Here is a 21,902-nt window from a genome sequence, read left to right as displayed (position 1 = left end):
ACTGAACTGCACTACCAAGACTGAACGGACTACCACACACCCATGAGCGGACACGGCGCCCCCACCATCGACCTCACCACCCTCAACACAGAGGAAACCCACCAGCTGAAACTCGCAATCGTTGCTGCCAGCTGGCATACCCAGATCATGGACGGGCTCCTCGACGGGGCGCTGCGTGCCGCAAAGGAAGCCGGCATCGCCGAGCCCACCGTGCTGCGCGTCCCTGGATCCTTTGAGCTTCCCGTCGCAGCGGCAAGGCTCGCCCCGCATTTCGACGCCGTCGTCGCCCTCGGCGTCGTCATCCGCGGAGGTACACCGCACTTTGAGTACGTGTGCCAGGCGGCGACGTCGGGCCTTACTGAAGTCAGCGTCCGCACAGGCGTGCCGGTAGGTTTCGGCGTGCTCACCTGCGACACCGAGCAGCAGGGCCTGGACCGCGCCGGACTGGAAGGCTCGTCGGAGGACAAGGGCCACGAAGCCGTGACCGCCGCGCTCTCCACCGCTCTGACTCTCAAGCAGTACACCTAGCAAATCGACGAAAGGGATGTGGGCGTGCCGGCGCACATTGTGCGTTCGCTCACATCCCTTCCGTCATGCAATGACCCGACAGGCGGTCACCGGCCCCGAGCAAGTAGGCTGTAGGGCGTGAAGAATTTCGAGACGCTGTTCGCAGAACTGAGCGAAAAGGCAGCGACCCGTCCGGCAGGCTCCCGCACCGTCGCCGAATTGGACTCCGGAATCCACGGCATCGGCAAGAAAGTCGTGGAGGAAGCAGCCGAAGTCTGGATGGCTGCAGAGTATGAATCCGATGAAGCCGCGGCCGAGGAAATCTCCCAGTTGCTCTACCACCTGCAGGTCCTGATGCTCGCCAAGGGTCTGAGCCTGGAAGACGTTTACAAGCATCTCTAGCCACGTCCGCTCCGTCAGGACCTGAAGAGGTCCTGACGGAGCCCAACGTGGCCCCAGCGCTCACTGCAAGTCCCCCTGCGGACAGTGCCGTGGGCACAATGCCTGAAACATCCCCTTCCACTCCCCAAGAAAGTCCCCCAATGCTGCGAGTAGCCGTCCCCAACAAGGGGTCCTTGTCCGAAGCCGCCTCCGCGATGCTGACCGAGGCGGGATACCGCCAGCGCCGCGATACCCGCGAACTCGTCATGGTCGATCCCGACAACGACATTGAGTTCTTCTTCCTCCGCCCCCGGGACATCGCCGTGTATGTCGGCCAAGGAACGCTCGACGTCGGCATCACCGGCCGCGACCTCCTGCTGGACGCACAGGTCGAAGCCGAAGAGCTGCTTCCCCTTGGCTTCGCCGCGTCCACCTTCCGTTTCGCCGGCCCCGTCGGTGACTTCTCCAGCGTCGAGCAGCTTGAAGGCAAGCGCCTCGCGACGAGCTACGACGGCCTCCTGCGCGACTACCTCGCCGAGCGCGGCGTCAAAGCCAAGGTCGTCCGCCTCGACGGCGCCGTTGAGTCTTCCGTGCGCCTCGGCGTCGCCGATGCGATCGCCGACGTCGTCGAAACCGGAAACACGCTCAAGGCTGCCGGAATGGAGATCTTCGGCGAGCCCATCCTCAAGTCCGAAGCCGTCCTGATCCGCCGCACCGGCGAGGGTGGTGCCGCAAACGGCACTGCGAAGGAGATCGAGGTCCTGATCCGGCGCCTGCAGGGCGTGCTCGTCGCCCGTCAGTACGTCCTCATGGACTACGACATCCGCAAGGATCTTGTGGAAGAAGCCGCCACCCTCACACCGGGTCTCGAATCGCCAACGGTGTCGCCGCTGCGCGACTCGGACTGGGTTGCCGTCCGATCCATGGTTCCGAAAAAGGAAACCAACCGGATCATGGATGAGCTGTACGACCTCGGCGCCCGCGCCATCCTGGTCAGCAGCATCCACGCCTGCCGCATCTGACGCCATCCAAGAGAGACGATTCCAGGAGTAGCAATGGCTGTAGCAGTACGTGTCATCCCTTGCCTAGATGTCGACGCCGGCCGAGTGGTGAAAGGCGTCAATTTCGAGGGTCTTCGCGACGCCGGAGATCCCGTCGAGCTGGCGCATCGCTATGACAACGCCGGGGCGGACGAGCTCACCTTCCTTGATGTCACTGCGTCTTCCGGCAACCGGGAAACCACGTTCGACGTCGTTCGCCGCACCGCCGAGGAAGTCTTTATCCCGCTCACCGTCGGCGGTGGCGTCCGGGGCGTGGCGGAAGTGGATAAGCTCCTGCGTTTCGGCGCGGATAAGGCCTCCATCAACACGGCCGCCGTCGCGCGCCCGGACGTCATCGACGAGATCACCCGCCACTTCGGATCGCAGGTGCTGGTCCTGTCGGTGGACGCGCGGCGGACGAGGCCCGGCTCCGAGCCCACGGCTTCCGGATTCGAGGTGACCACCCACGGCGGACGCCAGGGAACCGGAATCGACGCCATTGCGTGGGCCAAGGAAGCCGCGGACCGCGGCGTGGGGGAGATCCTCCTGAATTCCATTGACGCCGACGGCACCAAGGACGGCTTCGACCTCGAACTCATCCGCCTTGTGCGCGCGGCCGTCCACATACCGATCATCGCTTCCGGGGGCGCCGGAGAACCGGCGCATTTCCCGCCCGCAGTGGAAGCAGGTGCCGACGCGGTTCTGGCAGCCTCGGTGTTCCACTTCGGTCCGGATGACATGATCGCCCAAGTCAAGGTAGCGATCCGCGAAGCAGGCTTCCTGGTCCGCTAGCGGATCCCAGCCCAGTCCAACCCAACTGACTCGCAGTTAACGTCGTTTTGAAGCCTCATAACGGCAACAACTGCGAGTCAGTTGGGGTTAAGCGTGGGTCAGAGGCCGACTTCGGCTGACTGGAGGAGGGCGACGGCGTCCGGCTGGCCTTCGAAGGTGACCAGCGCGTGATGCGTTCGGCCGTGGGCGTGCATCAGGAGTTCACCGGGTTCGCCGACGATGGCGACCGATACGGGAGCCCGCTTGGCAACATGACGGGGACCTGTGGGGCGGACCAACACGATCCCGAGATCCACGCCGCGGTAGAGAATGGCAGCGCGCTTGATCAATTCATCCCACAAGGCGTCCGAGTATTCCTCGTCCAAGGCCCGCGGAGCCCAACGGTCTCCGGCCCGGCGGATGTCTTCCGTGTGCACGAAATATTCAATGAGGTTCGAAGACTCGTCGAGGGCCTTGATCTTCAGAGGAGACAAGGCGGGCGGCCCCGATCGGAAGGTATTCACCAGCTCGGCGTAATCTTCCGTGGTTTTCAGCTTGGAGGCCAGTTTTGCCGTGGCTTTGTCCGAGGCCCTGGCGAGGCTCTTGATGACCAAGCCGATACCGACGGCCGCTTTGCGCTCCCGCAAGTACAAGTGCGCCGCGAGGTCCCTTGTCAGCCACCCTTCGCAGAGCGTGGGGGAGTCAGGTCCGGCCGCCAGGAGTGTTTCGGCCAGTACTTCGCGGGAGGGATCGACGAAATGCATCACTTGTGAAACTAGCACGAGACGCGCTCTGTTGCGCAGTGGAACCGCCGCTGAATTTCGGCTCCATATGAGGCACTAGACTTGATCTGATGTCTGAGCAGTCAACACCCCCAGCCACGCCCGCTGCCGCTTATGCCGCGGAGCCCGCCGTCGTGCCCGTAAGTCCGCTCCCGCAAGAGCTGGCCGCCGCGCTGAAGCGCGATTCTGGCGGTCTTGTGGCAGCGATCGTCCAGCAGTTCGACACCGACGAAGTGCTGATGCTCGGCTGGATGGACGACGAGGCGTTGCACCGGACCCTGACCACCGGACGCGTAACGTTCTTCTCGCGTTCCCGCCAGGAATACTGGCGCAAGGGTGACACTTCCGGGCACGTCCAATTCGTGAAATCGGTGGCCCTGGATTGCGACGGCGATGCCCTCCTGGTCCGCGTCGACCAAGTAGGCGCGGCCTGCCACACCGGTACACGCACATGCTTCGATGACCGGAGCCTCGCCGCCGTGATCGGCGAGCGGGACTAGCCCACTACACACCATCCACTGAGGCAAACACACAAGAAGAGGCGGAGAACACTAACCATGCAGGACCTTGGAATCATCAGCCCGGGCCTGGAGGAGTTCCGCGAACTCGCCGCACACAGCCGGGTCATCCCGGTCCGGCTCAGGGTACTGGCCGACGCGGAGACTCCCATCGGGCTCTACCGCAAGCTGGCCCAGGGCCAGCCGGGCACCTTCCTCCTGGAGTCGGCAGCTGTCGGCGGAGCATGGTCACGTTATTCCTTCATTGGTTCACGTTCGCGTGCCACCTTGACGAGCAAGGATGGCCAGGCGCACTGGATCGGCGAGCCTCCCGTCGGCGTGCCGGTAGACGGCAGCCCGGTCGACGCCGTCCGAGACACCATTGCTGCCCTGCAAACGGACCGCTTCCCGGACCTTCCGCCCTTCACCTCCGGCCTTGTCGGCTTCCTCGGTTGGGAAACCGTCCGGCACTGGGAGAAGCTGACAAGCCCGCCGGAGGATGACCTCCACCTGCCGGAACTGGCGCTGAACCTCGTGACCGACATGGCTGTCCACGACAACATGGACGGGACCGTCCTGTTGATTGCCAACGCGATCAATTTCGACAACAGTTCCGAACGCGTCGACGAAGCCTGGCACGACGCCGTCGCCCGGGTGAAGCGACTGCTGGACCAGATCAGCACGCCCGTGAAGCAGCCCGTATCGGTGTTGCAATCCGAAGCGCTCGACTTCGCGTCCAGCGTGCAGGAACGCTGGGATGAGCAGGATTACCTCAACGCGATCGATCGCGGCAAGGAAGCAATCGTCGATGGCGAGGTCTTCCAAGTGGTGATTTCGCGACGCTTTGAAATGGAGTGTGCCGCGGATCCGCTGGACGTTTACCGTGTGCTGCGCAACACCAACCCGAGCCCGTACATGTACCTCTTCAGCCTCGAAGATCCCGACGGCCGCGAATACACGATTGTCGGTTCTTCTCCCGAGGCCCTGGTGACGGTCACGGGCAATGAGGTCATTACCCACCCGATTGCCGGATCGCGGCCCCGCGGCAAGACCGTTGAAGCCGACAAGGCGCTGGCCACCGAGTTGCTCGCGGACCAGAAGGAACGCGCCGAACACCTCATGCTCGTGGACTTGTCCCGCAACGACCTGTCCAAGGTCTGCGTGGCAGGAACCGTGGACGTCACGCAGTTCATGGAGGTGGAACGCTTCAGCCACATCATGCACCTCGTGTCGACAGTGGTCGGAGAGTTGGCACCCGGGGCGAAGGCATACGACGTGCTCAAGGCGACCTTCCCCGCCGGCACGCTGTCCGGTGCCCCCAAGCCGCGCGCATTGCGTCTCCTGGATGAACTCGAACCGCACCGGCGTGGCATCTACGGCGGCGTCGTGGGGTATCTGGACTTCGCAGGCGACATGGACATGGCGATCGCGATCCGCTCGGCACTGTTGCGTGAAGGCCGGGCATATGTCCAGGCCGGCGGTGGCATCGTGGCCGATTCCCACAAGCCTTCCGAAGCGCTTGAGACCGTGAACAAGGCGGCTGCCCCCTTGCGTGCCGTGCACACCGCCGGATCGCTTCACAATATTTCCCCGGACGCGGTTTCCGCGGATACCGTCATCGACGGGAACCCCGCCCTGTGAGCGCTGCCCGCCCTCAGACGACCATCACAAAGTCTCCCGTGTGGGCACGGAAGGGCAATGTCGTGCTCGCCATGGCAATTCTTGCCCTTGCCGTTTTCGGGACCACCACACAGACTTGGATCAACGTCCGGCTCGATCCCACTGCCGCGGCGAATGCCGACCTCCATGTTCAGGGGAGCAAGGCCGCAACCGCGGTGACCGCACTCGCGCTCGTCGCTCTTGCCGGGGGGCTGGCAGCGTCCATTGCGGGCAAGGTTTCTCGCTGGATCATTGCAACTATCATCGTGCTTGCCTCGGCAGGGATCATTGTCGCCGCGGTGACTGTCCTGGCAGACCCCCTCGGCGCGGCGCAGGGAACCATTGCGGCGACCACCGGCATTTCGGGTGGCCAGGCGGCTGCGTCGTCCACCGTGTTCCCCGTGCTCGCGGTCGTGGCTGCCGGCCTGCTCGCTTTGTGTGGTGGCTTGCTGCCGCTCGCGGGCCGGCACTGGAAGGCGCGCACCAAGTACGACGTCGCCAGCCGGGCAGCCCTCGCGGGTTCCGGACCCGTCGACGAGATCGATAGCTGGGACAGTCTCTCGCGCGGAGAAGACCCTACGTAAGACCCGACTGTCCGGACGTCGGACGATGTCCCGGGTGCGGTCAATAAATGGCAGAATGTAAGCAGTATTCATCCTGAGGAGATTTTCACATGAGCAAAACCACAGTGTCCGCGAGCAAGGCCCCTGTGACCGCTGCGAGCCACAGCGACGCCATCGGCCACGGCAACAGCCCCGCCGCGTGGACCTGCGTGATTGTCATGCTGGTAGGGGCCCTGGTGTCCTCCATCGCCTTTGTTATCGCCAGCACCCCCATCTTCATCGCCGGAATCGTCGTGATGGTGGCCGGCCTGATTGCCGGCTGGGCCATGCGCAAGGCAGGTTACGGCGTCGACGGCAGCAAGCTGAAGAACGCCGGCCACTGACCGTGACCGTTCTTGATGACATCATCGTCGGTGTCAGGGAGGACATGGAGGCCCGCCGCCGCCTTGTCAGCCTTGACGAGCTGAAAGAACGCTCAGCGGCCACCGCTCCTGCACTGGACGCGTGGGCTGCCTTGGGCGGTCCGTCAGCCAACCGCGACGAACTGAAGGTCATCGCGGAAATCAAGCGCCGCAGCCCCTCCAAGGGCGATCTCGCGAGCATCGTCGACCCTGCTGCACTTGCGGTGCAATACGCCGACGGCGGAGCCTCCGTGATCAGCGTCCTCACCGAACAGAGGCGCTTCAACGGTTCCCTGGCGGACCTCGACGCGGTGCGTGCCGCCATCGACATTCCGTTGCTGCGCAAGGACTTCACGGTTGACGAGTACCAGATCTGGGAGGCCCGTGCGCATGGTGCGGACCTCATCCTGCTGATCGTCGCCGCGCTTTCCGACGCACAGCTGCGGGAATTCAGCGCGCTGAGCCATGAGCTGGGCATGAACGTCCTGGTGGAAACCCACACGCCCGAGGAAATCGAGCGTGCGGCTGCAGTCCGGGCGCGGATCATCGGAGTGAACGTCCGCAACCTCAAGACGCTCGACGTCGACCGCTCCCTGTTTGCCTCGCTCGCCGGAAGCATTCCAAGCGGAGCGGTTGTCGTGGCCGAGTCCGGCGTGCGGAACGCCGAAGACGTCGCGCATTATGCCGGGAACGGTGCCCACGCCATCCTCGTGGGCGAAGCACTGGTGAGCGACTCCACCCCGCGAGAGCGGATCAGCGAATTCAAGGCGGCCGGAGCTGCCGCCATCGCCGTCAGGACATGAGACAGGCCTGATTCGCGGCGTGGACCCGGACAGCAGCAGACATCGCGGCTGGTAGCTGTCCTGCGGCCCTGGAAAAACCCAACTACCAACTGAACAGGACGGTGAGACTGATGGTGGACGCATCAACAGCCAACTCGCAAGAGAATGTGGCCGACGCATTCCTACAAGGTGGAGCCTCGCTCCGCAACGCCGCAGGGCCGTACTTCGGCTCTTACGGTGGACGCTGGATGCCCGAGTCCCTCATCGCCGCCCTGGATGAAGTCGAGGACACATTTGAGAAAGCCAAAGCCGATCCTGAGTTCCTTGCCCAGCTGAAAGACCTCAACAAGAACTACTCGGGCCGTCCGTCGCTTCTCACGGAAGCCAAGCGTTTCTCCCAGCACGCCGGCGGGGCGCGCATCTTCCTCAAGCGCGAAGACCTGAACCACACCGGATCCCACAAGATCAACAACGTCCTCGGCCAGGCCTTGCTCGCGAAGCGCATGGGCAAGACCCGCGTCATCGCGGAGACCGGCGCCGGCCAGCACGGCGTTGCCAGCGCCACCGCCGCGGCCCTGCTCGGACTGGAATGCGTCGTCTACATGGGCGCCGAGGATTGCCGCCGCCAGGCACTCAACGTGGCCCGTATGCAGCTCCTGGGCGCCACCGTGGTTCCCGTAACCAATGGATCGCAGACGCTCAAGGACGCCATCAACGACGCCCTCCGCGACTGGGTTTCCAATGTGGACAACACCCACTACTTGCTGGGCACCGCGGCGGGTGCGCACCCGTTCCCGGCGATGGTGCGCTTCTTCCACGAGGTCATCGGCGAGGAAGCGCGCGCGCAGATCCTGGAACAGACCGGCAAACTTCCGGACGCCGTGTGTGCCTGCATCGGTGGCGGTTCCAATGCCATCGGCATCTTCCACAGCTTCCTGGACGACGCCTCCGTGAAGATCTACGGTTTTGAAGCCGGCGGCGACGGTGTCGAAACAGGGCGCCACGCGGCCGCCATCACCCTCGGACGCCCCGGCGTGCTCCATGGTGCCCGGTCCTACCTCATGCAGGACGAAGACGGCCAGACCATCGAGTCCCACTCGATTTCCGCCGGCCTCGACTACCCGAGCGTCGGTCCGGAGCACTCCTACCTCGCGGACATCGGCCGCGTAACGTACGAGCCCATCACGGACACCGAGGCCATGGACGCGTTCCGCCTGCTTTGCCGGACAGAAGGCATCATCCCCGCCATCGAGTCCTCGCACGCCCTCGCCGGTGCCATCAAGGTGGGAAAACAACTGACCGAAGGCAAGGAAAAACCGGCCGACACGATCATCATCGTGAACCTGTCCGGGCGCGGTGACAAGGACGTGGAAACGGCCGCCGAATGGTTCGACATGCTGGATGAAAACGGCAACGTCAAGGGCACCACCCTCTCCACGCGCAAGCCCAAGGGCCCGTCCGAACGCAGCAACCTTGAGATTAGCACTGAAGAAGCAAGCCCTGAAGCCGCAAACGGAGACCAGAACTGATGACTGAGCAGATGACCAGCAAGTCCGCTGCCGCGATCGACCGCGCGAAGGCACAAGGCCGGGCCGCGTTGATCGGATACCTGCCGGCAGGTTACCCGGACGTTCAGTCAAGCATCGACGCCGGCATCGCCATGGCGCGCAACGGCGCGGACCTCATTGAAATCGGCATCCCGTATTCGGACCCCGTCATGGACGGCGCTGTCATCCAGGCTGCGACCACAGAGGCCATCGCCAACGGCTTCCGCGTCGCCAGCGTCTTCGACGTGGTAGCGGGCATCACCGCAGCTACCGACGCCGCCGTGTTGGTCATGACCTACTGGAACCCGGTGATGCGCATGGGCGTCGACGAGTTCTCACGCAGGCTCGCCGAGGCGGGGGGAGCCGGACTCATCACGCCGGACCTCATTCCGGACGAGGCAGCCGAATGGTTTGAAGCTTCGGACAAATACGGACTCGACCGGGTCTTCCTCGTGGCCCCGTCGTCCACTCCCGAACGCCTGGCCATGACAGTGGAGGCAAGCCGCGGTTTCGTCTACGCCGTTTCCATCATGGGTGTCACCGGAGCCCGGCAGTCAGTCAGCAGCGCCGCGGAGAAGGTTGTGGCCGATACGCATGCAGCCGGTGCCGAACGGGTTTGTGTCGGGCTCGGGGTCTCCACCGCGGACCATGTCCGCGAGATTGCCGCTTACGCGGACGGCGTGATCGTCGGTACCGCGCTGGTTGCGGCAATCCGCGACGGCGGCGTTGACGCCGTCGCGCAACTCACCAAGAACCTCAGCGCCGGCCTCGGCCGTGCAACAGCGCAGGCCTAGAAAAGGAAAAGCGTAGACAATGCAGAGTCTCCTCCACGTCGCGGCAATGGCTCCCATGAGCATTCCGAGCCCCTCATGGTCCGGATTTGATATTCCGCTGCCGTGGGGGACTCTCCGCATCCACGCGTACGCCCTGTGCATTCTCCTGGGCATCATCCTGGGCCTGTGGCTCACCGCCGTGCGCTGGAAGCGCCGCGGTACTCCCGAAGGCAGCCTGTGGGACATTGCCATCTGGGCGATCCCGTTCGGCATTGTCGGCGGCCGCCTTTACCACGTGATCTCCTCGCCGGACGCGTACTTCGGCCCGGGCTTCAACGGCACGGGCGACCTCTCCCTGATCCCGCAGATCTGGCGGGGTGGCCTGGGCATCTGGGGTGCCGTGGTTCTCGGCGTTGTCGGTGCCTGGCTCGGTTGCCGCCGTTCCGGCGTCAAGCTCACTGCCTTCCTCGACGCCGCAGCCCCCGGGCTCCTGCTGGCGCAAGCGATCGGGCGTTGGGGAAACTGGTTCAACCAGGAACTCTTCGGCGGACCCACCACCTTGCCATGGGGCCTCCAAATAGATCCCAACAGCCCCAATTTCCCGGCCGGGATGCCGAGTGACACCCTGTTCCACCCGACGTTCCTTTACGAATCCCTCTGGAACATCATCGGCGTCGTGGTCCTCCTGGTCCTGGACCGCCGCTTCCATTTCCGCCGGGGCAGGCTCTTCTGGCTGTACGCCATCTACTACACGCTTGGTCGCGTCTGGATCGAAGCGTTGCGGATTGACGATGCGGAACAGATCAACCTCTTCGGCATCACCACACGGCTCAACGTGTGGACCAGCATCTTCGTCTTCGTCGCAGCGCTCATCATCTTCATCGTCCTGAGCCTGCGCGGCAGGCCGGAGCCGGACACCGCGTACCTTCCCGGCAGGGAACCGGCCGCGGTGACCGCCGAAGAGGACGAGCCCGCCGCGGTTGACCCAAGTGCCGGGGACGATGAGACGACTGCTGCTGAGGCGACTGCTGTTGAGACGAACAGAACAATTGTGACCGATACGAAGGCCCATGATGCGGACGGATCTGTCTCAGATACCGGTGCGCATGGTAATCTCCGGAATAACCAAAGCGATCTGGGCCATACTGCTGAGCCTACGGAAACGGCCGAGGAGTCACATGCCGGCGTCACGTCGGATTCCGGCTCCGCGTCCACCGAAACCTCCGCCAGCAGCGCCCCCGGATCCGGGCCGGAAGCTGGCAGCACCAAGTAGCCAGCGCTACGGCACAGGGGAACCGGGCTACCGCCCAGAGACCCCCGGCCACAGCGTCGTGGCACCTTGGCAGTCGCCCGGCAGCACACAGAGGCTCCGCGGTCAAGCTTGGGTCAGGGACATGCGTAACTGTTCGTTGCGTCTTGCCTGCTGACCTACAATTTCAAGTAACTAGCGCTTTGTTATGCCCGTCACACGGCAGGCAAGGTGGGGCCAACGTTGTCCCTTCCATTCGCACGATCTCGAGGAAGGACGTCTTCAATGACCCATCTTCATAACCCAAGCTGGTCCGAATCAGTCGAACCGCAGGGGGCCATCTCGCCCTTCAAGCGTTTCGCTGCGCTCCCGGAAGCCCAGGGACTCTACAACCCCGAGCAGGAGAAGGACGCTTGTGGCCTGGCCATTATCGCCACGCTGCGCGGCGAACCCGGCTATGACATCGTGGAAGCGGCCCTGACTGCCCTGCGCAACCTTGAACACCGCGGCGCGGTGGGCGCCGACGAAGGCACGGGCGACGGCGCCGGGCTCCTCATGCAGGTTCCGGACGAATTCTTCCGGGCCGTCACTGAGTTCGAGCTCCCCGCACCCGGCCAATACGTGGTGGGTACTGCTTTCCTGCCAGCCGAAACCCCCGAAGCCGAGAACGCGAAGGCCGGCATCGAGGCGCTTGCAATCGATGAGGGCCTGACGGTTCTTGGCTGGCGTGAAGTGCCGGTAGTCGGGGATCTGGTCGGCGCCATGGCCCGTGCCTGCATGCCTTACTTCGCGCAGCCGTTCCTCGCTTCCGCCACGGGCGAGGTGCTGGACCGGAATGAACTGGACTCCCGGGCGTGGCGTGTCCGCAAGCGTGCCCAGAACAAGTTCGGTGTGTACTTCCCGTCGCTGTCCTCGCGCACCATCGTGTACAAGGGCATGTTGACCACCGCCCAGCTGGAGCCGTTTTACCCGGATCTCTCGGACAAGCGCTTCAAGACCAAGCTGGCCATTGTGCACTCGCGTTTCTCCACGAACACGTTCCCGTCGTGGCCGCTCGCCCAGCCCTTCCGTACCATTGCCCACAACGGTGAAATCAACACCGTCAAGGGCAACCGGAACTGGATGCGGGCGCGCCAGTCCCAACTTGCGAACCCGTTGCTGGGCGATTCCCCGGAGGAGTTGTACCCCATCTGCACGCCGGGCGCCTCGGACTCCGCGTCCTTCGATGAGGTTGCCGAGCTGCTCTGGCTTTCCGGGCGGCCCATCACGCACTCGATCATGATGATGATCCCCGAGGCGTGGGAAAACCACGCCACGATGGATCCTGCGCGCCGAGCCTTCTACGAGTACCACTCGCTGCTCATGGAGCCGTGGGACGGTCCTGCAGCAGTGTCCTTCACCGACGGCAACCTTGTTGGTGCAACCCTTGACCGCAATGGCTTGCGCCCCGGCCGTTACTGGATCACCGAAGATGGCTTGATCATCTTCGCCTCCGAAGTCGGCGTGATCGAGGTCGAGCCAGCCAAGGTAGTCAAGAAGGGCCGTGTTTCGCCGGGCAAGATGTTCCTGGTGGACACCGAAGCCGGTCGCATCATCGACGACGCCGAGGTCAAGGCCGAGGTGGCCGCGGCCAACCCTTGGGCTGAATGGGTCAAGGACAACCTGATCGACCTCAACGATCTCCCTGAGCGCGAGCATGTGCTGCACACGGCTGCGTCCGTGAACATCCGCCAGCGGACTTTCGGTTACACCACCGAAGAACTGAAGATCCTCCTCGGGCCGATGGCCCGCACGGGGGCCGAACCGCTCGGCGCCATGGGTTCCGACACGCCGGTTGCCGTGCTGTCCAAGCGCCCGCGCCTGCTGTTCGACTACTTCGTGCAGTCCTTCGCACAGGTCACCAACCCGCCGCTGGACGCGATCCGTGAAGAGCTTGTCACCTCGCTGACGTGCGCCATTGGTCCCAACGGCAACCTTCTCGACGTCGGGCAGGTCCGCCAGCCGCAGATCTCCCTGCCGTTCCCGGTGATCAACAACGACCAGCTCGCGAAGATCGCCAACATCGAAAACGCCGACGGCGACAAGGTCGCCATGAAGGTCCGCGGCCTGTACCGTCCGGAGGGCGGCGAAGCAGCACTCCGCAGCCGCCTGACCGAAATCTGCGAGCAGGTTTCCGGCGCGATCAACCGCGGCGTGCAGTACATCGTGCTGTCCGACCGCGACTCCAACGCGCAGTGGGCCCCGATTCCGTCGCTGTTGCTCGTCAGTGCCGTCCACCACCACTTGCTCCGCAGCGCGAACCGCACCAAGACCGCCCTGGTGGTCGAGGCCGGCGACGTCCGCGAAACGCACCACGTGGCTGTGCTGGTGGGATTCGGCGCTTCCGCCGTGAACCCTTACCTGGCCATGGAATCCGTGGAGCAGCTCATCAGCACCGGCGAAGTGGTTGGTGTGACTCCCGAGGACGGCGTCTACAACCTCATCAAGGGCCTCGGCAAGGGTGTGCTGAAGATCATGTCCAAGATGGGCATTTCCACGGTGGCCTCCTATACCGGCGCGCAGACTTTCGAAGCCCTGGGCCTGTCCCAGGACCTCGTGGACGAATTCTTCTCCGGCACCCACTCCCAGCTGGGTGGCGTCGGCCTGGACGTCATCGCCGCCGAAGTTTCCGCGCGCCACCAGATGGCCTACCCGGAAGGCGGCATCGAGCTGCCGCACCGTCCGCTCCTCGGCGGCGGCGAATACCAGTGGCGCCGCGACGGCGAACCGCACCTGTTCAACCCGGAGACTGTCTTCCGCCTGCAGCACGCCACGCGTGAACGCCGCTACGACATCTTCAAGTCCTACACCAAGGGAATCGACGACCAGTCCGAGAACCTCATGACCCTCCGTGGGCTCTTGAAGTTCAAGGACACACTGCGCCCCGCAGTGCCCCTCGAAGAAGTCGAGCCGGTTTCCAGCATCGTGAAGCGCTTCTCCACCGGAGCGATGAGCTACGGTTCCATCTCCAAGGAAGCACACGAGACCCTCGCAATCGCCATGAACCGGCTGGGCGCCAAGTCCAACACCGGTGAAGGCGGCGAAGACGTGGATCGCCTGCTGGACCCTGAGCGCCGCTCCGCGATCAAACAGATCGCCTCCGGCCGTTTCGGCGTGACTAGCCTGTACCTGACCAACGCCGAGGACATCCAGATCAAGATGGCCCAGGGCGCCAAGCCCGGTGAAGGCGGCCAGCTTATGGCGCAGAAGGTCTACCCCTGGGTAGCCCGGACCCGCCACTCAACCCCCGGCGTCGGGCTCATTTCCCCGCCCCCGCACCACGACATCTACTCGATCGAGGATCTCGCGCAGCTCATCTACGACGCCAAGCGGGCCAACCCCTCGGCGCGCGTGCACGTGAAGCTGGTGTCCGAAGTCGGGATCGGCACTGTGGCGTCCGGCGTCACCAAGGCGAAGGCCGACGTCGTGCTCGTCTCAGGGCACGACGGCGGAACCGGCGCCTCGCCGCTGAACTCGCTCAAGCATGCGGGTGTTCCCTGGGAGCTCGGCCTCGCCGAGACCCAGCAGACGCTCATGCTCAACGGGCTCCGCGACCGCGTCGTCGTTCAGGTGGACGGCCAGCTCAAGACGGGCCGCGACGTCGTCATCGCTGCGCTGCTGGGTGCCGAGGAGTACGGTTTCGCAACCGCGCCCCTCGTGGTGTCTGGCTGCATCATGATGCGCGTCTGCCACCTCGATACCTGCCCGGTCGGCGTCGCAACCCAGAACCCGGAGCTTCGTTCGCGCTTCACAGGCAAGCCCGAATTCGTGGTCAACTTCTTCGAATTCCTTGCCGAGGAAGTCCGTGAGCTGCTTGCCGAACTCGGGTTCCGCAGCCTCGAAGAGGCCATCGGCCACGCCGAAGTCCTGGACACCCGCGAAGCCGTGGACCACTGGAAGGCCGATGGCCTGGACCTCGACCCGATCCTGCACGGCCTCGAGTTCGACGACGACGTTCCCCTGCGGAACCTCACCGGCCAGAACCACGAGCTGGACAAGCACTTCGACCAGCGCCTCATCGGCATGGCAGCGGAAGCCTTGAGCGACCGCACACCGGTGAAGATCGCCGTTGACGTCATCAACACGGACCGTTCTGTCGGCACCATGCTGGGGCACGTCGTCACCAAGACGTTCGGCATCGATGTGCTCGCCACCGACACCATCGACATCACGCTGAAGGGCACCGCCGGGCAGTCGCTGGGAGCCTTCCTTCCGGCCGGCATCACCCTGCGCATGTTCGGCGACTCCAACGACTACGTCGGCAAGGGGCTCTCCGGTGGACGGATCATCGTCCGCCCGGACCGCACCAACGTTTTCCAGGCGGAGCGCAACGTCATCGCCGGCAACGTGATCGGCTACGGCGCCACGAGCGGCGAAATGTTCCTGCGTGGCCAGGTGGGCGAACGCTTCATGGTTCGCAACTCGGGCGCCACCGCCGTCGTCGAAGGCATCGGTGACCATGGCTGCGAGTACATGACCGGCGGCCAGACGCTGATCATCGGCCGCACCGGCCGTAACTTCGGTGCCGGCATGTCCGGAGGTACCGCCTACGTGCTGGACCTCCAGCCTGCCCGGGTCAACAAGCAGGCCTTGGATTCCGGCGAACTGCAGTTGCTTGAGCTTGACGACGAGGACCGCACCATCGTCCACGGCCTCCTGGTCAAGCACCTGGAAGAAACCGAATCCGTCCTCGCAGGCCGCTTGCTCGAGAACTTCGATGACACAGCCGCCCGCATCACCAAAGTTCTGCCGCGCGACTACGCCGCAGTCCTGCAAACCCGTCTCGACGCTATCGAAGAGGGCCTTGATCCCGATGGCGAAGAAGTATGGTCTCGAATCCTGGAGGTAACCGGTGGCTGATCCACGCGGATTTCTGAAAGTCCGGCAGCGCGAGACGCAGCCACGCCGTCCTGTTCCCGTCCGCATCATGGACTGGAAAGAAGTGTATGAAGCCCAGGACAAGGGCGTGCTCAAGAGCCAGGCAGGCCGCTGCATGGACTGCGGTGTTCCGTTCTGCCACCAGGGCTGCCCCCTGGGGAACCTCATCCCTGAGTGGAACGACCTCACGTGGCGCGGCAAGGGCGAGGAAGCGATCGAGCGCCTGCACGCGACGAACAACTTCCCGGAGTTCACGGGCCGCTTGTGTCCTGCGCCGTGTGAAGCGTCCTGTGTTTTGGGCATCAACCAGCCCGCCGTGACTATCAAGCAGGTTGAAGTTTCGATCATCGACGACGCCTTCGAAAACGGCTGGGTACAACCGCTTCCGCCGGCGCGTCTCTCCGGCAAGACGGTCGCCGTCGTCGGCTCCGGTCCCGCAGGTCTTGCCGTCGCACAGCAGCTGACGCGCGTCGGCCACACCGTGGCCGTCTACGAGCGCGATGACAAGATCGGGGGACTGTTGCGCTATGGCATCCCCGACTTCAAGATGGAGAAGGAACAGGTCGACCGCCGCGTCGAGCAGATGAAGGCCGAGGGCACCCGCTTCCGCACCGGTGTGGCGGTCGGAAGCGACGTGACGTGGGAGCAATTGCGCCGCCGTTACGACTCCGTGGTGATCGCCACCGGTGCCACCGTTCCGCGCGACCTTCCCATCCCCGGCCGCGATCTCGAAGGCATCCACTTCGCCATGGACTACCTGGTGCCCGCCAACCGCGTGGTTGCCGGCGAAACTGTGGAGGGTCAGATCGACGCCAAGGGCAAGCACGTGATCATCCTTGGCGGCGGCGACACCGGCGCCGACTGCCTCGGCACAGCACATCGCCACGGCGCCGCATCCGTCACCACCCTCGCGATCGGCAAGCAGCCGCCGCTTGAGCGCGCCACGCACCAGCCATGGCCGACGTTCCCCACCCTGTTCGAGGTTGCCAGCGCACACGAAGAGGGCGGCGAACGCACCTACCTCGCCTCGACCGTCGAGTTTGTCGGCGAAAACGGCAAGCTCACAGGGGTCAAGGTCGCCGAGACCGAGTTCGTGGACGGCAAGCGCCTCCCGAAGGCCGGAACGGAGCGCGTACTTCCTGCCGACCTGGTCTTCCTGTCGCTCGGCTTTACGGGTGCGGAACCTGCCGGTATCACCGAACAGGTCAGCGCAGAATTCGATGGCCGCGGCAATGTGGCCCGAGACGGGTACTACATGACCAACACCGAGGGCGTCTTCGTGGCGGGCGATGCCGGCCGCGGGCAATCCTTGATTGTCTGGGCGATCGCCGAAGGCCGCGCCTGCGCTGCCGCCGTCGACAAGTACCTCATGGGCAGCACCATTCTCCCCGCGCCGGTGGCTCCCACCGACCGGGCTATTGCGGTCCTCTAAGGACCGGCGCACGACGCTTTCCCAACTCCAACTGCAGCACACTACTAGGGTAGGTATATGAGACGCGCAAAAATCGTGGCAACGTTCGGACCGGCAATTTCCAGCTTTGACAACACCCTCGCGGTGCTGGAAGCCGGCGTCGACGTCGCCCGCATGAACATGAGCCATGGCGACTACTCGGTACACGACACCACGTACGAGAACGTCCGCAAAGCCGCCGCCCAGCTTCACAAGCCGGTTGCCATCATGGCTGACCTGCAGGGCCCGAAGATCCGCCTGGGTCGATTTGTCGACGGCCCCCACGAGCTCCACGTCGGTGACACCTTCACCATCACCACCGAGGACGTCCCGGGCACCAAGGACATCTGCTCCACCACGCTCAAGAGCCTGACCGAAGACGTCAACGTCGGCGATGCACTGCTGATCGACGACGGCAAGGTTGCACTGCGCGCCATCGAGGTCGACGACGTCAAGGTGGTCGCCACCGTGACCGTCGGTGGCTGGGTCTCCAACAACAAGGGCATCAACCTGCCCGGCGTTGCCGTCAACGTCCCCGCTCTGAGCGAAAAGGACGAGGACGATCTCCGCTGGGCCATGAGGCGCGGTGTCGACATGGTGGCACTGTCCTTCGTCCGCGATGCGTCCGACATCAAGCGCGTGCACGAAATCATGGACGAAGAGGGCCGCCGCGTGCCGGTCATCGCCAAGATCGAGAAGCCGCAGGCAGTGGAGCAACTCCACGAAATCATCGACGCGTTCGACGCCATCATGGTTGCCCGTGGCGACCTCGGCGTGGAACTCCCGCTCGAGGAAGTGCCGATCGTCCAGAAGCGCGCCATCGAACTGGCACGCCGCTGGGCCAAGCCGGTCATCGTTGCCACACAGGTTCTTGAATCGATGATCGACAACCCGCGCCCCACCCGTGCCGAGGCTTCGGACTGCGCCAACGCAGTGCTCGACGGCGCCGACGCAGTCATGCTCTCGGGTGAGACCAGCGTGGGCAAGTTCCCGATCGAGACGGTCAAGACCATGGCCCGCATCATCGAGTCCACTGAAGAGCACGGTCTTGAGCGCGTTCCTCCGCTCGGCACCAAGCCCAAGACCCGCGGTGGCGCCATCACGCGTGCCGCTGTCGAAATCGCCGACCAGCTGGACGCAAAGTACATCTGTACTTTCACCCAGTCCGGCGACTCTGCCCGCCGCCTGTCCCGCCTGCGTCCCGTCAAGCCGGTGTTCGCCTTCACCCCGGTGGAGCACGTTTGGAACCAGCTGGCGCTGACCTGGGGCATCCAGCCCGTCCTGGTCCCCATGGTGGGTCACACTGACGCCATGACGGCCCAGGTGGACCGCAGCCTCCTCGAGATGAAGATCGTGGAGAACGGCGACCTTGTGGTCATCGCTGCCGGTTCGCCTCCCGGACAGGCCGGTTCCACGAACTCGCTCAAGGTCCACAGGGTGGGCGACCTTGCGGACACTTCCCGTGTGGAAGAGGCCGCAGCCCGCAAGGAAAAGGTCGGACCGTGGCCTGAAAAGAAGAAGGCCAAGTCGAAGGCCTGATCTCTTTAGCTCTGTTTAGGAGGCTCCGCCGTTTTGGCGGGGCCTCCTTTGTCTTGTTTTGGGGTTCGTTCGTCGCGGCGGCGGGTGTCCGGGGGCTCGATCCGGGGACGACGAAGGGCGCCGCTATCCCATTGGAAGCGGCGCCCTTCGCTGGTGAGTGCTAGTTGACCTGGTTGATGATCGTCTCGGCGACCTCGCGCATGCTGAGGCGACGGTCCATGGAGGTCTTCTGGATCCAACGGAAGGCTTCCGGCTCCGTGAGTCCCATCTTCGTGGTCAGGAGGCTCTTGGCGCGCTCCACAAGCTTGCGCGTGGCGAACTGCTCCTGAAGGTCGGTTACCTCGTTCTCGAGGGCCCTGATCTCCTCATGGCGGGAAAGCGCGATTTCGATAGCCGGGATCAAATCGGCCGGAGTGAATGGCTTGACGACGTAGGCCATGGCCCCGGCGTCGCGGGCGCGCTCCACGAGCTCCTTCTGGCTGAAGGCCGTCAGGAGGACCACGGGAGCGATTCTCGCCTTGACGATCTTCTCCGCTGCTGAGATGCCGTCCATGACAGGCATCTTGACGTCCATGAGGACCAGGTCCGGCTTCAGTTCCTCGGCCAGCTGGACAGCCTTCTCACCGTTGTCGGCCTCACCGACAACGTCGTAGCCTTCGCCCTTCAAGATCTCGATGATGTCCAGGCGGATGAGGGTCTCATCCTCTGCGACAACTACTCGGCGTGCCGGCTGGGATGCGGGCTTGGACTCCGTCTGTTCTGACACGGGATCTCCTTCAAGACGTACGGCGGGTTCTCAACCATCTTAGTTGCACCCGGTCCCTGCGTATGATTTATTGCTCCGCCGAGCCGGTTCTGGAAATTAGCCTATCTGCATGTAGAGTAGTTTCGCGCACTGCAACAGGGAGCGTTGAGTTCTGTGAAGAGCCCGACGTCGGTTAGTCTTGTTTCGGTGTTTCCGCGCCCGAGTGGCGGAATTGGCAGACGCGCCGCACTCAAAATGCGGTATCGAAAGGTGTGTGGGTTCGAGTCCCACCTCGGGCACAGTGTTTTCGCAGGTCAGAGCGGTTTTGGGCTGGTGAGTGTGCACAGAAACTCGTTTTCTGTGCACACGAAGCCTAGAATTTTAGGCATGGCCAGCATTTGGGAACGCAAAAAATCGGACGGATCGTCATCTTATACGGTCCGCTGGCGCAACCCCGAGACGCGAAAACAAGAGGGGATCACCTTCTCGACGTCGGCTGAAGCGCAGACACTGAAACGTCTCCTGGACGCCAACAACCAGTCGTTCGAAATCGCTCAGCATGCGATGGTGCAGAACCAGACCAAAGCGCCGACTGTGGCAGCTGTGATCCAAGAGCACATCAACCTTCTGGTCCGTCCTTCTTCCGGAACGGTGCACACTTACCAAACCATGCTGACGTTGCATATCGCTGACGTCATTGGGCATATTCCGGTCGACAAGCTCGACTATCGGCACCTGACTTACTGGATCAAGACGATGCAGGAAAAAGGTAGGTCTCCCAAGACCATCAAGAATAACCATGGTTTGATCTTTGCCGCCATGGAGACTGCCGTCATGCTGGGCTATCGGAAGGACAATCCTTGCCGAGGCGTCCAGCTTCCCTCTAGTGAAAAAGCCGAGGATGAGGCGCGCTTCCTGACGCACGCTGAATTTGGACTGATCCTGGAATGCATGGGTGAGCGGCACAAAGCGTTCACCGAGTTCTTGGTGATGACTGGTACTCGCTTTGGTGAAGCGACTGCCGTGACGGTTGCGGACGTGGATCTCATGTCCAAGCCAGCAACAATGCGGATCAACAAGGCGTGGAAGCGAGGGGCCGACTCCGAGTTCTATATCGGCGCGACCAAAACGGGGGCCGGGAAAAGGACGGTTTCGCTGAACCCGCATTTGGTTGAGGTTCTGATTCCGTTGGTGGCCAGTCGGCCAGGATCGGAACTCCTGTTCACAACGCCCAAGGGTGAACGCATCATTCACAAGCTCTATTGGCACCACTACTGGATGCCGGCAGTGCAGGCGGCCCAAGCCCTCGGCTTGACGAAGTCGCCCCGAATTCACGACCTTCGTCACACCCATGCCTCCTGGTTGATTCAGGATGGTGTGTCCCTCTTCACGGTCTCCAGACGCCTGGGGCATGCGTCAACTCGCACCACGGAACAGGTTTACGGACACTTGATGCCGCAAGCGCTCCAAGATGCGGCCGACGCCGTCGAGCGCTCTGCGATTGTTTGGAGGGGTTAGAGTCGCTCCCGCGCTACGAGTATCTCTGTTGCGGCCGGGCCCGCGTCCCGATCAATCTCGGAGCGGGCGTTGACGAGGGACTTGCCCGGACCTCACGCAGCTGAGCAATTTCCTTCAGATGGCCCGAGGTGAAAATGATCTTCCCCTTCCCCCAAACGACATGGGGGAACTCGCCTTTGGCCGCTCCTTCGCGCAGCCAGGCCTCGGAACACTTGAGTACCGTGGCAGCCTCCGCTGGCTCGAAGAATTCGAGTTTCATGTGTTCACTCGATCCTTTCGTTGTTGCGTTCCTGGGGAAAAGGCTTTGCAATTCTGCCCTCGTTCATGGGTATTTGCGGTTTGTCCGGCATGACAGTGAGGCCGAAAGTGGAAGCAGTTTCGGTGGCTTGTTCCCGGACTAGTTCAGTGCGGACGCTGAATCGTTGGTCTGCACGTTCCACAAGCCCGGCACCACGCATTAGCTCAAGGTGGCGGCGGATCGTCGGCGAAGATGCCTGGAGAGCCGAAGCGATATCGGCGCTGGTGGCTGGCCCGTTTCTGATGAGGAACCGGACAATCCGACTTCGCATTCTATTCATCAGGATGTTCGACATGGAGACCACAGCCAAAATATCGATGAAGATCAGCTTGCTGTAGACGGGTCTACAGATGCAGGCTACTCTTCGCGGAGTAATGATGGAAGATCCTCATTGCAACTCTGATTGCCCGGGCATGGCACCCACGGAATACTGGGACGCAGAGGCTCGAATTCGAACGGAGCTGAGCGACGCTGCCAGTTGAC

The 21,902-nt window shown here is 63.4% G+C and carries 19 protein-coding genes and 1 tRNA gene; 17 read left to right on the top strand and 3 right to left on the bottom strand.

Features of this window, described 5'->3' with window-relative positions; translation table 11 throughout:
• Positions 1-42: 42 nt before the first annotated feature.
• The 4 genes from ribH to hisF all read left to right on the top strand — a co-directional run bounded on the left by ribH (position 43) and on the right by hisF (position 2,720).
• Positions 43-528 carry a 6,7-dimethyl-8-ribityllumazine synthase gene (gene ribH / locus AB4074_RS10395; protein ID WP_345446583.1) on the top strand — a complete coding sequence of 162 codons (486 nt, stop codon included), beginning with the start codon at positions 43-45 and terminating at the stop codon, positions 526-528.
• A gap of 117 nt (positions 529-645) precedes the next feature.
• Positions 646-909: a phosphoribosyl-ATP diphosphatase gene (locus AB4074_RS10390; protein ID WP_018778638.1), complete on the top strand. Its 264-nt coding sequence runs from the start codon at positions 646-648 to the stop codon at positions 907-909.
• Between the two features lie 140 nt (positions 910-1,049).
• Positions 1,050-1,910 (top strand): ATP phosphoribosyltransferase, encoded by an 861-nt coding sequence (gene hisG, locus AB4074_RS10385; protein WP_234750229.1) that lies wholly within the window; start codon positions 1,050-1,052, stop codon positions 1,908-1,910.
• 33 nt (positions 1,911-1,943) lie between these two features.
• Positions 1,944-2,720 carry an imidazole glycerol phosphate synthase subunit HisF gene (gene hisF / locus AB4074_RS10380; protein ID WP_441413317.1) on the top strand — a complete coding sequence of 259 codons (777 nt, stop codon included), beginning with the start codon at positions 1,944-1,946 and terminating at the stop codon, positions 2,718-2,720.
• Positions 2,721-2,818: 98 nt separating this feature from the next.
• On the opposite strand, the gene AB4074_RS10375 is transcribed toward hisF, so the two are convergent.
• Complete coding sequence (locus tag AB4074_RS10375) at positions 2,819-3,463, bottom strand: TIGR03085 family metal-binding protein (RefSeq protein WP_184739179.1); 645 nt, start codon at positions 3,461-3,463, stop codon at positions 2,819-2,821.
• A gap of 89 nt (positions 3,464-3,552) precedes the next feature.
• On the opposite strand from AB4074_RS10375, the gene hisI reads away from it, so the two are divergent.
• The 11 genes from hisI (at position 3,553) to pyk (ending at position 18,858) form a co-directional block, all read left to right on the top strand.
• Positions 3,553-3,981 carry a phosphoribosyl-AMP cyclohydrolase gene (hisI, locus tag AB4074_RS10370; RefSeq protein ID WP_441413316.1) on the top strand — a complete coding sequence of 143 codons (429 nt, stop codon included), beginning with the start codon at positions 3,553-3,555 and terminating at the stop codon, positions 3,979-3,981.
• 57 nt (positions 3,982-4,038) lie between these two features.
• The gene (locus AB4074_RS10365) at positions 4,039-5,619 is read left to right on the top strand and encodes an anthranilate synthase component I (RefSeq protein ID WP_441413315.1); all 1,581 of its coding nucleotides are present in this window, start codon (positions 4,039-4,041) and stop codon (positions 5,617-5,619) included.
• The gene (locus AB4074_RS10360; protein ID WP_441413314.1) at positions 5,616-6,221 is read left to right on the top strand and encodes a Trp biosynthesis-associated membrane protein; all 606 of its coding nucleotides are present in this window, start codon (positions 5,616-5,618) and stop codon (positions 6,219-6,221) included. The genes AB4074_RS10365 and AB4074_RS10360 overlap by 4 nt, the downstream gene beginning before the upstream one ends.
• 89 nt (positions 6,222-6,310) lie before the next feature.
• A complete protein-coding gene (locus AB4074_RS10355) occupies positions 6,311-6,583 on the top strand; it encodes an HGxxPAAW family protein (RefSeq protein ID WP_236817197.1) in 273 nt (90 codons plus the stop codon).
• 2 nt (positions 6,584-6,585) lie between these two features.
• Entirely contained in the window at positions 6,586-7,404 is an 819-nt protein-coding gene (gene trpC / locus AB4074_RS10350) for an indole-3-glycerol phosphate synthase TrpC (protein WP_441413313.1), read from the top strand.
• A 110-nt stretch (positions 7,405-7,514) separates the two neighbouring features.
• Positions 7,515-8,912, top strand: coding sequence for a tryptophan synthase subunit beta (gene trpB, locus AB4074_RS10345; protein WP_441413312.1), 1,398 nt, complete (start codon positions 7,515-7,517; stop codon positions 8,910-8,912).
• Positions 8,912-9,724 carry a tryptophan synthase subunit alpha gene (gene trpA / locus AB4074_RS10340; protein ID WP_236817209.1) on the top strand — a complete coding sequence of 271 codons (813 nt, stop codon included), beginning with the start codon at positions 8,912-8,914 and terminating at the stop codon, positions 9,722-9,724. Before trpB ends, trpA begins: the two co-directional genes overlap by 1 nt.
• Before the next feature lie 19 nt (positions 9,725-9,743).
• Positions 9,744-10,976, top strand: coding sequence for a prolipoprotein diacylglyceryl transferase (gene lgt, locus AB4074_RS10335; protein ID WP_441413311.1), 1,233 nt, complete (start codon positions 9,744-9,746; stop codon positions 10,974-10,976).
• Positions 10,977-11,237: 261 nt separating this feature from the next.
• Positions 11,238-15,851, top strand: coding sequence for a glutamate synthase large subunit (gltB, locus tag AB4074_RS10330; protein ID WP_441413310.1), 4,614 nt, complete (start codon positions 11,238-11,240; stop codon positions 15,849-15,851).
• Positions 15,844-17,301 (top strand): glutamate synthase subunit beta, encoded by a 1,458-nt coding sequence (locus AB4074_RS10325; protein WP_441413309.1) that lies wholly within the window; start codon positions 15,844-15,846, stop codon positions 17,299-17,301. The genes gltB and AB4074_RS10325 overlap by 8 nt, the downstream gene beginning before the upstream one ends.
• Before the next feature lie 57 nt (positions 17,302-17,358).
• Positions 17,359-18,858 carry a pyruvate kinase gene (gene pyk, locus AB4074_RS10320; RefSeq protein WP_441413308.1) on the top strand — a complete coding sequence of 500 codons (1,500 nt, stop codon included), beginning with the start codon at positions 17,359-17,361 and terminating at the stop codon, positions 18,856-18,858.
• Positions 18,859-19,018: 160 nt separating this feature from the next.
• On the opposite strand, the gene AB4074_RS10315 is transcribed toward pyk, so the two are convergent.
• Positions 19,019-19,624 carry an ANTAR domain-containing response regulator gene (locus AB4074_RS10315; RefSeq protein ID WP_269993486.1) on the bottom strand — a complete coding sequence of 202 codons (606 nt, stop codon included), beginning with the start codon at positions 19,622-19,624 and terminating at the stop codon, positions 19,019-19,021.
• A 196-nt stretch (positions 19,625-19,820) separates the two neighbouring features.
• Here AB4074_RS10315 and AB4074_RS10310 point away from each other — a divergent pair.
• Together AB4074_RS10310 and AB4074_RS10305 are read left to right on the top strand one after the other, a co-directional pair.
• A tRNA-Leu gene (locus AB4074_RS10310) sits at positions 19,821-19,902 on the top strand.
• Positions 19,903-19,990: 88 nt separating this feature from the next.
• Positions 19,991-21,121 (top strand): tyrosine-type recombinase/integrase, encoded by a 1,131-nt coding sequence (locus AB4074_RS10305; protein WP_441413307.1) that lies wholly within the window; start codon positions 19,991-19,993, stop codon positions 21,119-21,121.
• Between the two features lie 263 nt (positions 21,122-21,384).
• Here the strand turns inward: AB4074_RS10305 and AB4074_RS10300 are convergent, their stop codons facing one another.
• Positions 21,385-21,690 (bottom strand): helix-turn-helix domain-containing protein, encoded by a 306-nt coding sequence (locus AB4074_RS10300; RefSeq protein WP_441413306.1) that lies wholly within the window; start codon positions 21,688-21,690, stop codon positions 21,385-21,387.
• Positions 21,691-21,902 lie beyond the last annotated feature (212 nt).

The organism is Arthrobacter sp. 2MCAF14, assembly GCF_052115645.1.
In the GTDB taxonomy this organism is placed as follows: domain Bacteria; phylum Actinomycetota; class Actinomycetes; order Actinomycetales; family Micrococcaceae; genus Arthrobacter.
This window is presented reverse-complemented; position numbering and strand designations above follow the sequence as displayed.

Excerpts from the sequence above, each read along its gene's own strand:
- ribH (WP_345446583.1), top strand. The coding sequence starts at position 43 with ATGAGCGGACACGGCGCCCCCACCATCGACCTCACCACCCTCAACACA.
- hisG (WP_234750229.1), top strand. The coding sequence starts at position 1,050 with ATGCTGCGAGTAGCCGTCCCCAACAAGGGGTCCTTGTCCGAAGCCGCC.
- hisF (WP_441413317.1), top strand. The coding sequence starts at position 1,944 with ATGGCTGTAGCAGTACGTGTCATCCCTTGCCTAGATGTCGACGCCGGC.
- AB4074_RS10375 (WP_184739179.1), bottom strand. The coding sequence starts at position 3,463 with ATGCATTTCGTCGATCCCTCCCGCGAAGTACTGGCCGAAACACTCCTG.
- hisI (WP_441413316.1), top strand. The coding sequence starts at position 3,553 with ATGTCTGAGCAGTCAACACCCCCAGCCACGCCCGCTGCCGCTTATGCC.
- AB4074_RS10365 (WP_441413315.1), top strand. The coding sequence starts at position 4,039 with ATGCAGGACCTTGGAATCATCAGCCCGGGCCTGGAGGAGTTCCGCGAA.
- AB4074_RS10355 (WP_236817197.1), top strand. The coding sequence starts at position 6,311 with ATGAGCAAAACCACAGTGTCCGCGAGCAAGGCCCCTGTGACCGCTGCG.
- trpB (WP_441413312.1), top strand. The coding sequence starts at position 7,515 with ATGGTGGACGCATCAACAGCCAACTCGCAAGAGAATGTGGCCGACGCA.
- trpA (WP_236817209.1), top strand. The coding sequence starts at position 8,912 with ATGACTGAGCAGATGACCAGCAAGTCCGCTGCCGCGATCGACCGCGCG.
- lgt (WP_441413311.1), top strand. The coding sequence starts at position 9,744 with ATGCAGAGTCTCCTCCACGTCGCGGCAATGGCTCCCATGAGCATTCCG.
- gltB (WP_441413310.1), top strand. The coding sequence starts at position 11,238 with ATGACCCATCTTCATAACCCAAGCTGGTCCGAATCAGTCGAACCGCAG.
- pyk (WP_441413308.1), top strand. The coding sequence starts at position 17,359 with ATGAGACGCGCAAAAATCGTGGCAACGTTCGGACCGGCAATTTCCAGC.
- AB4074_RS10305 (WP_441413307.1), top strand. The coding sequence starts at position 19,991 with ATGGCCAGCATTTGGGAACGCAAAAAATCGGACGGATCGTCATCTTAT.
- AB4074_RS10300 (WP_441413306.1), bottom strand. The coding sequence starts at position 21,690 with ATGCGAAGTCGGATTGTCCGGTTCCTCATCAGAAACGGGCCAGCCACC.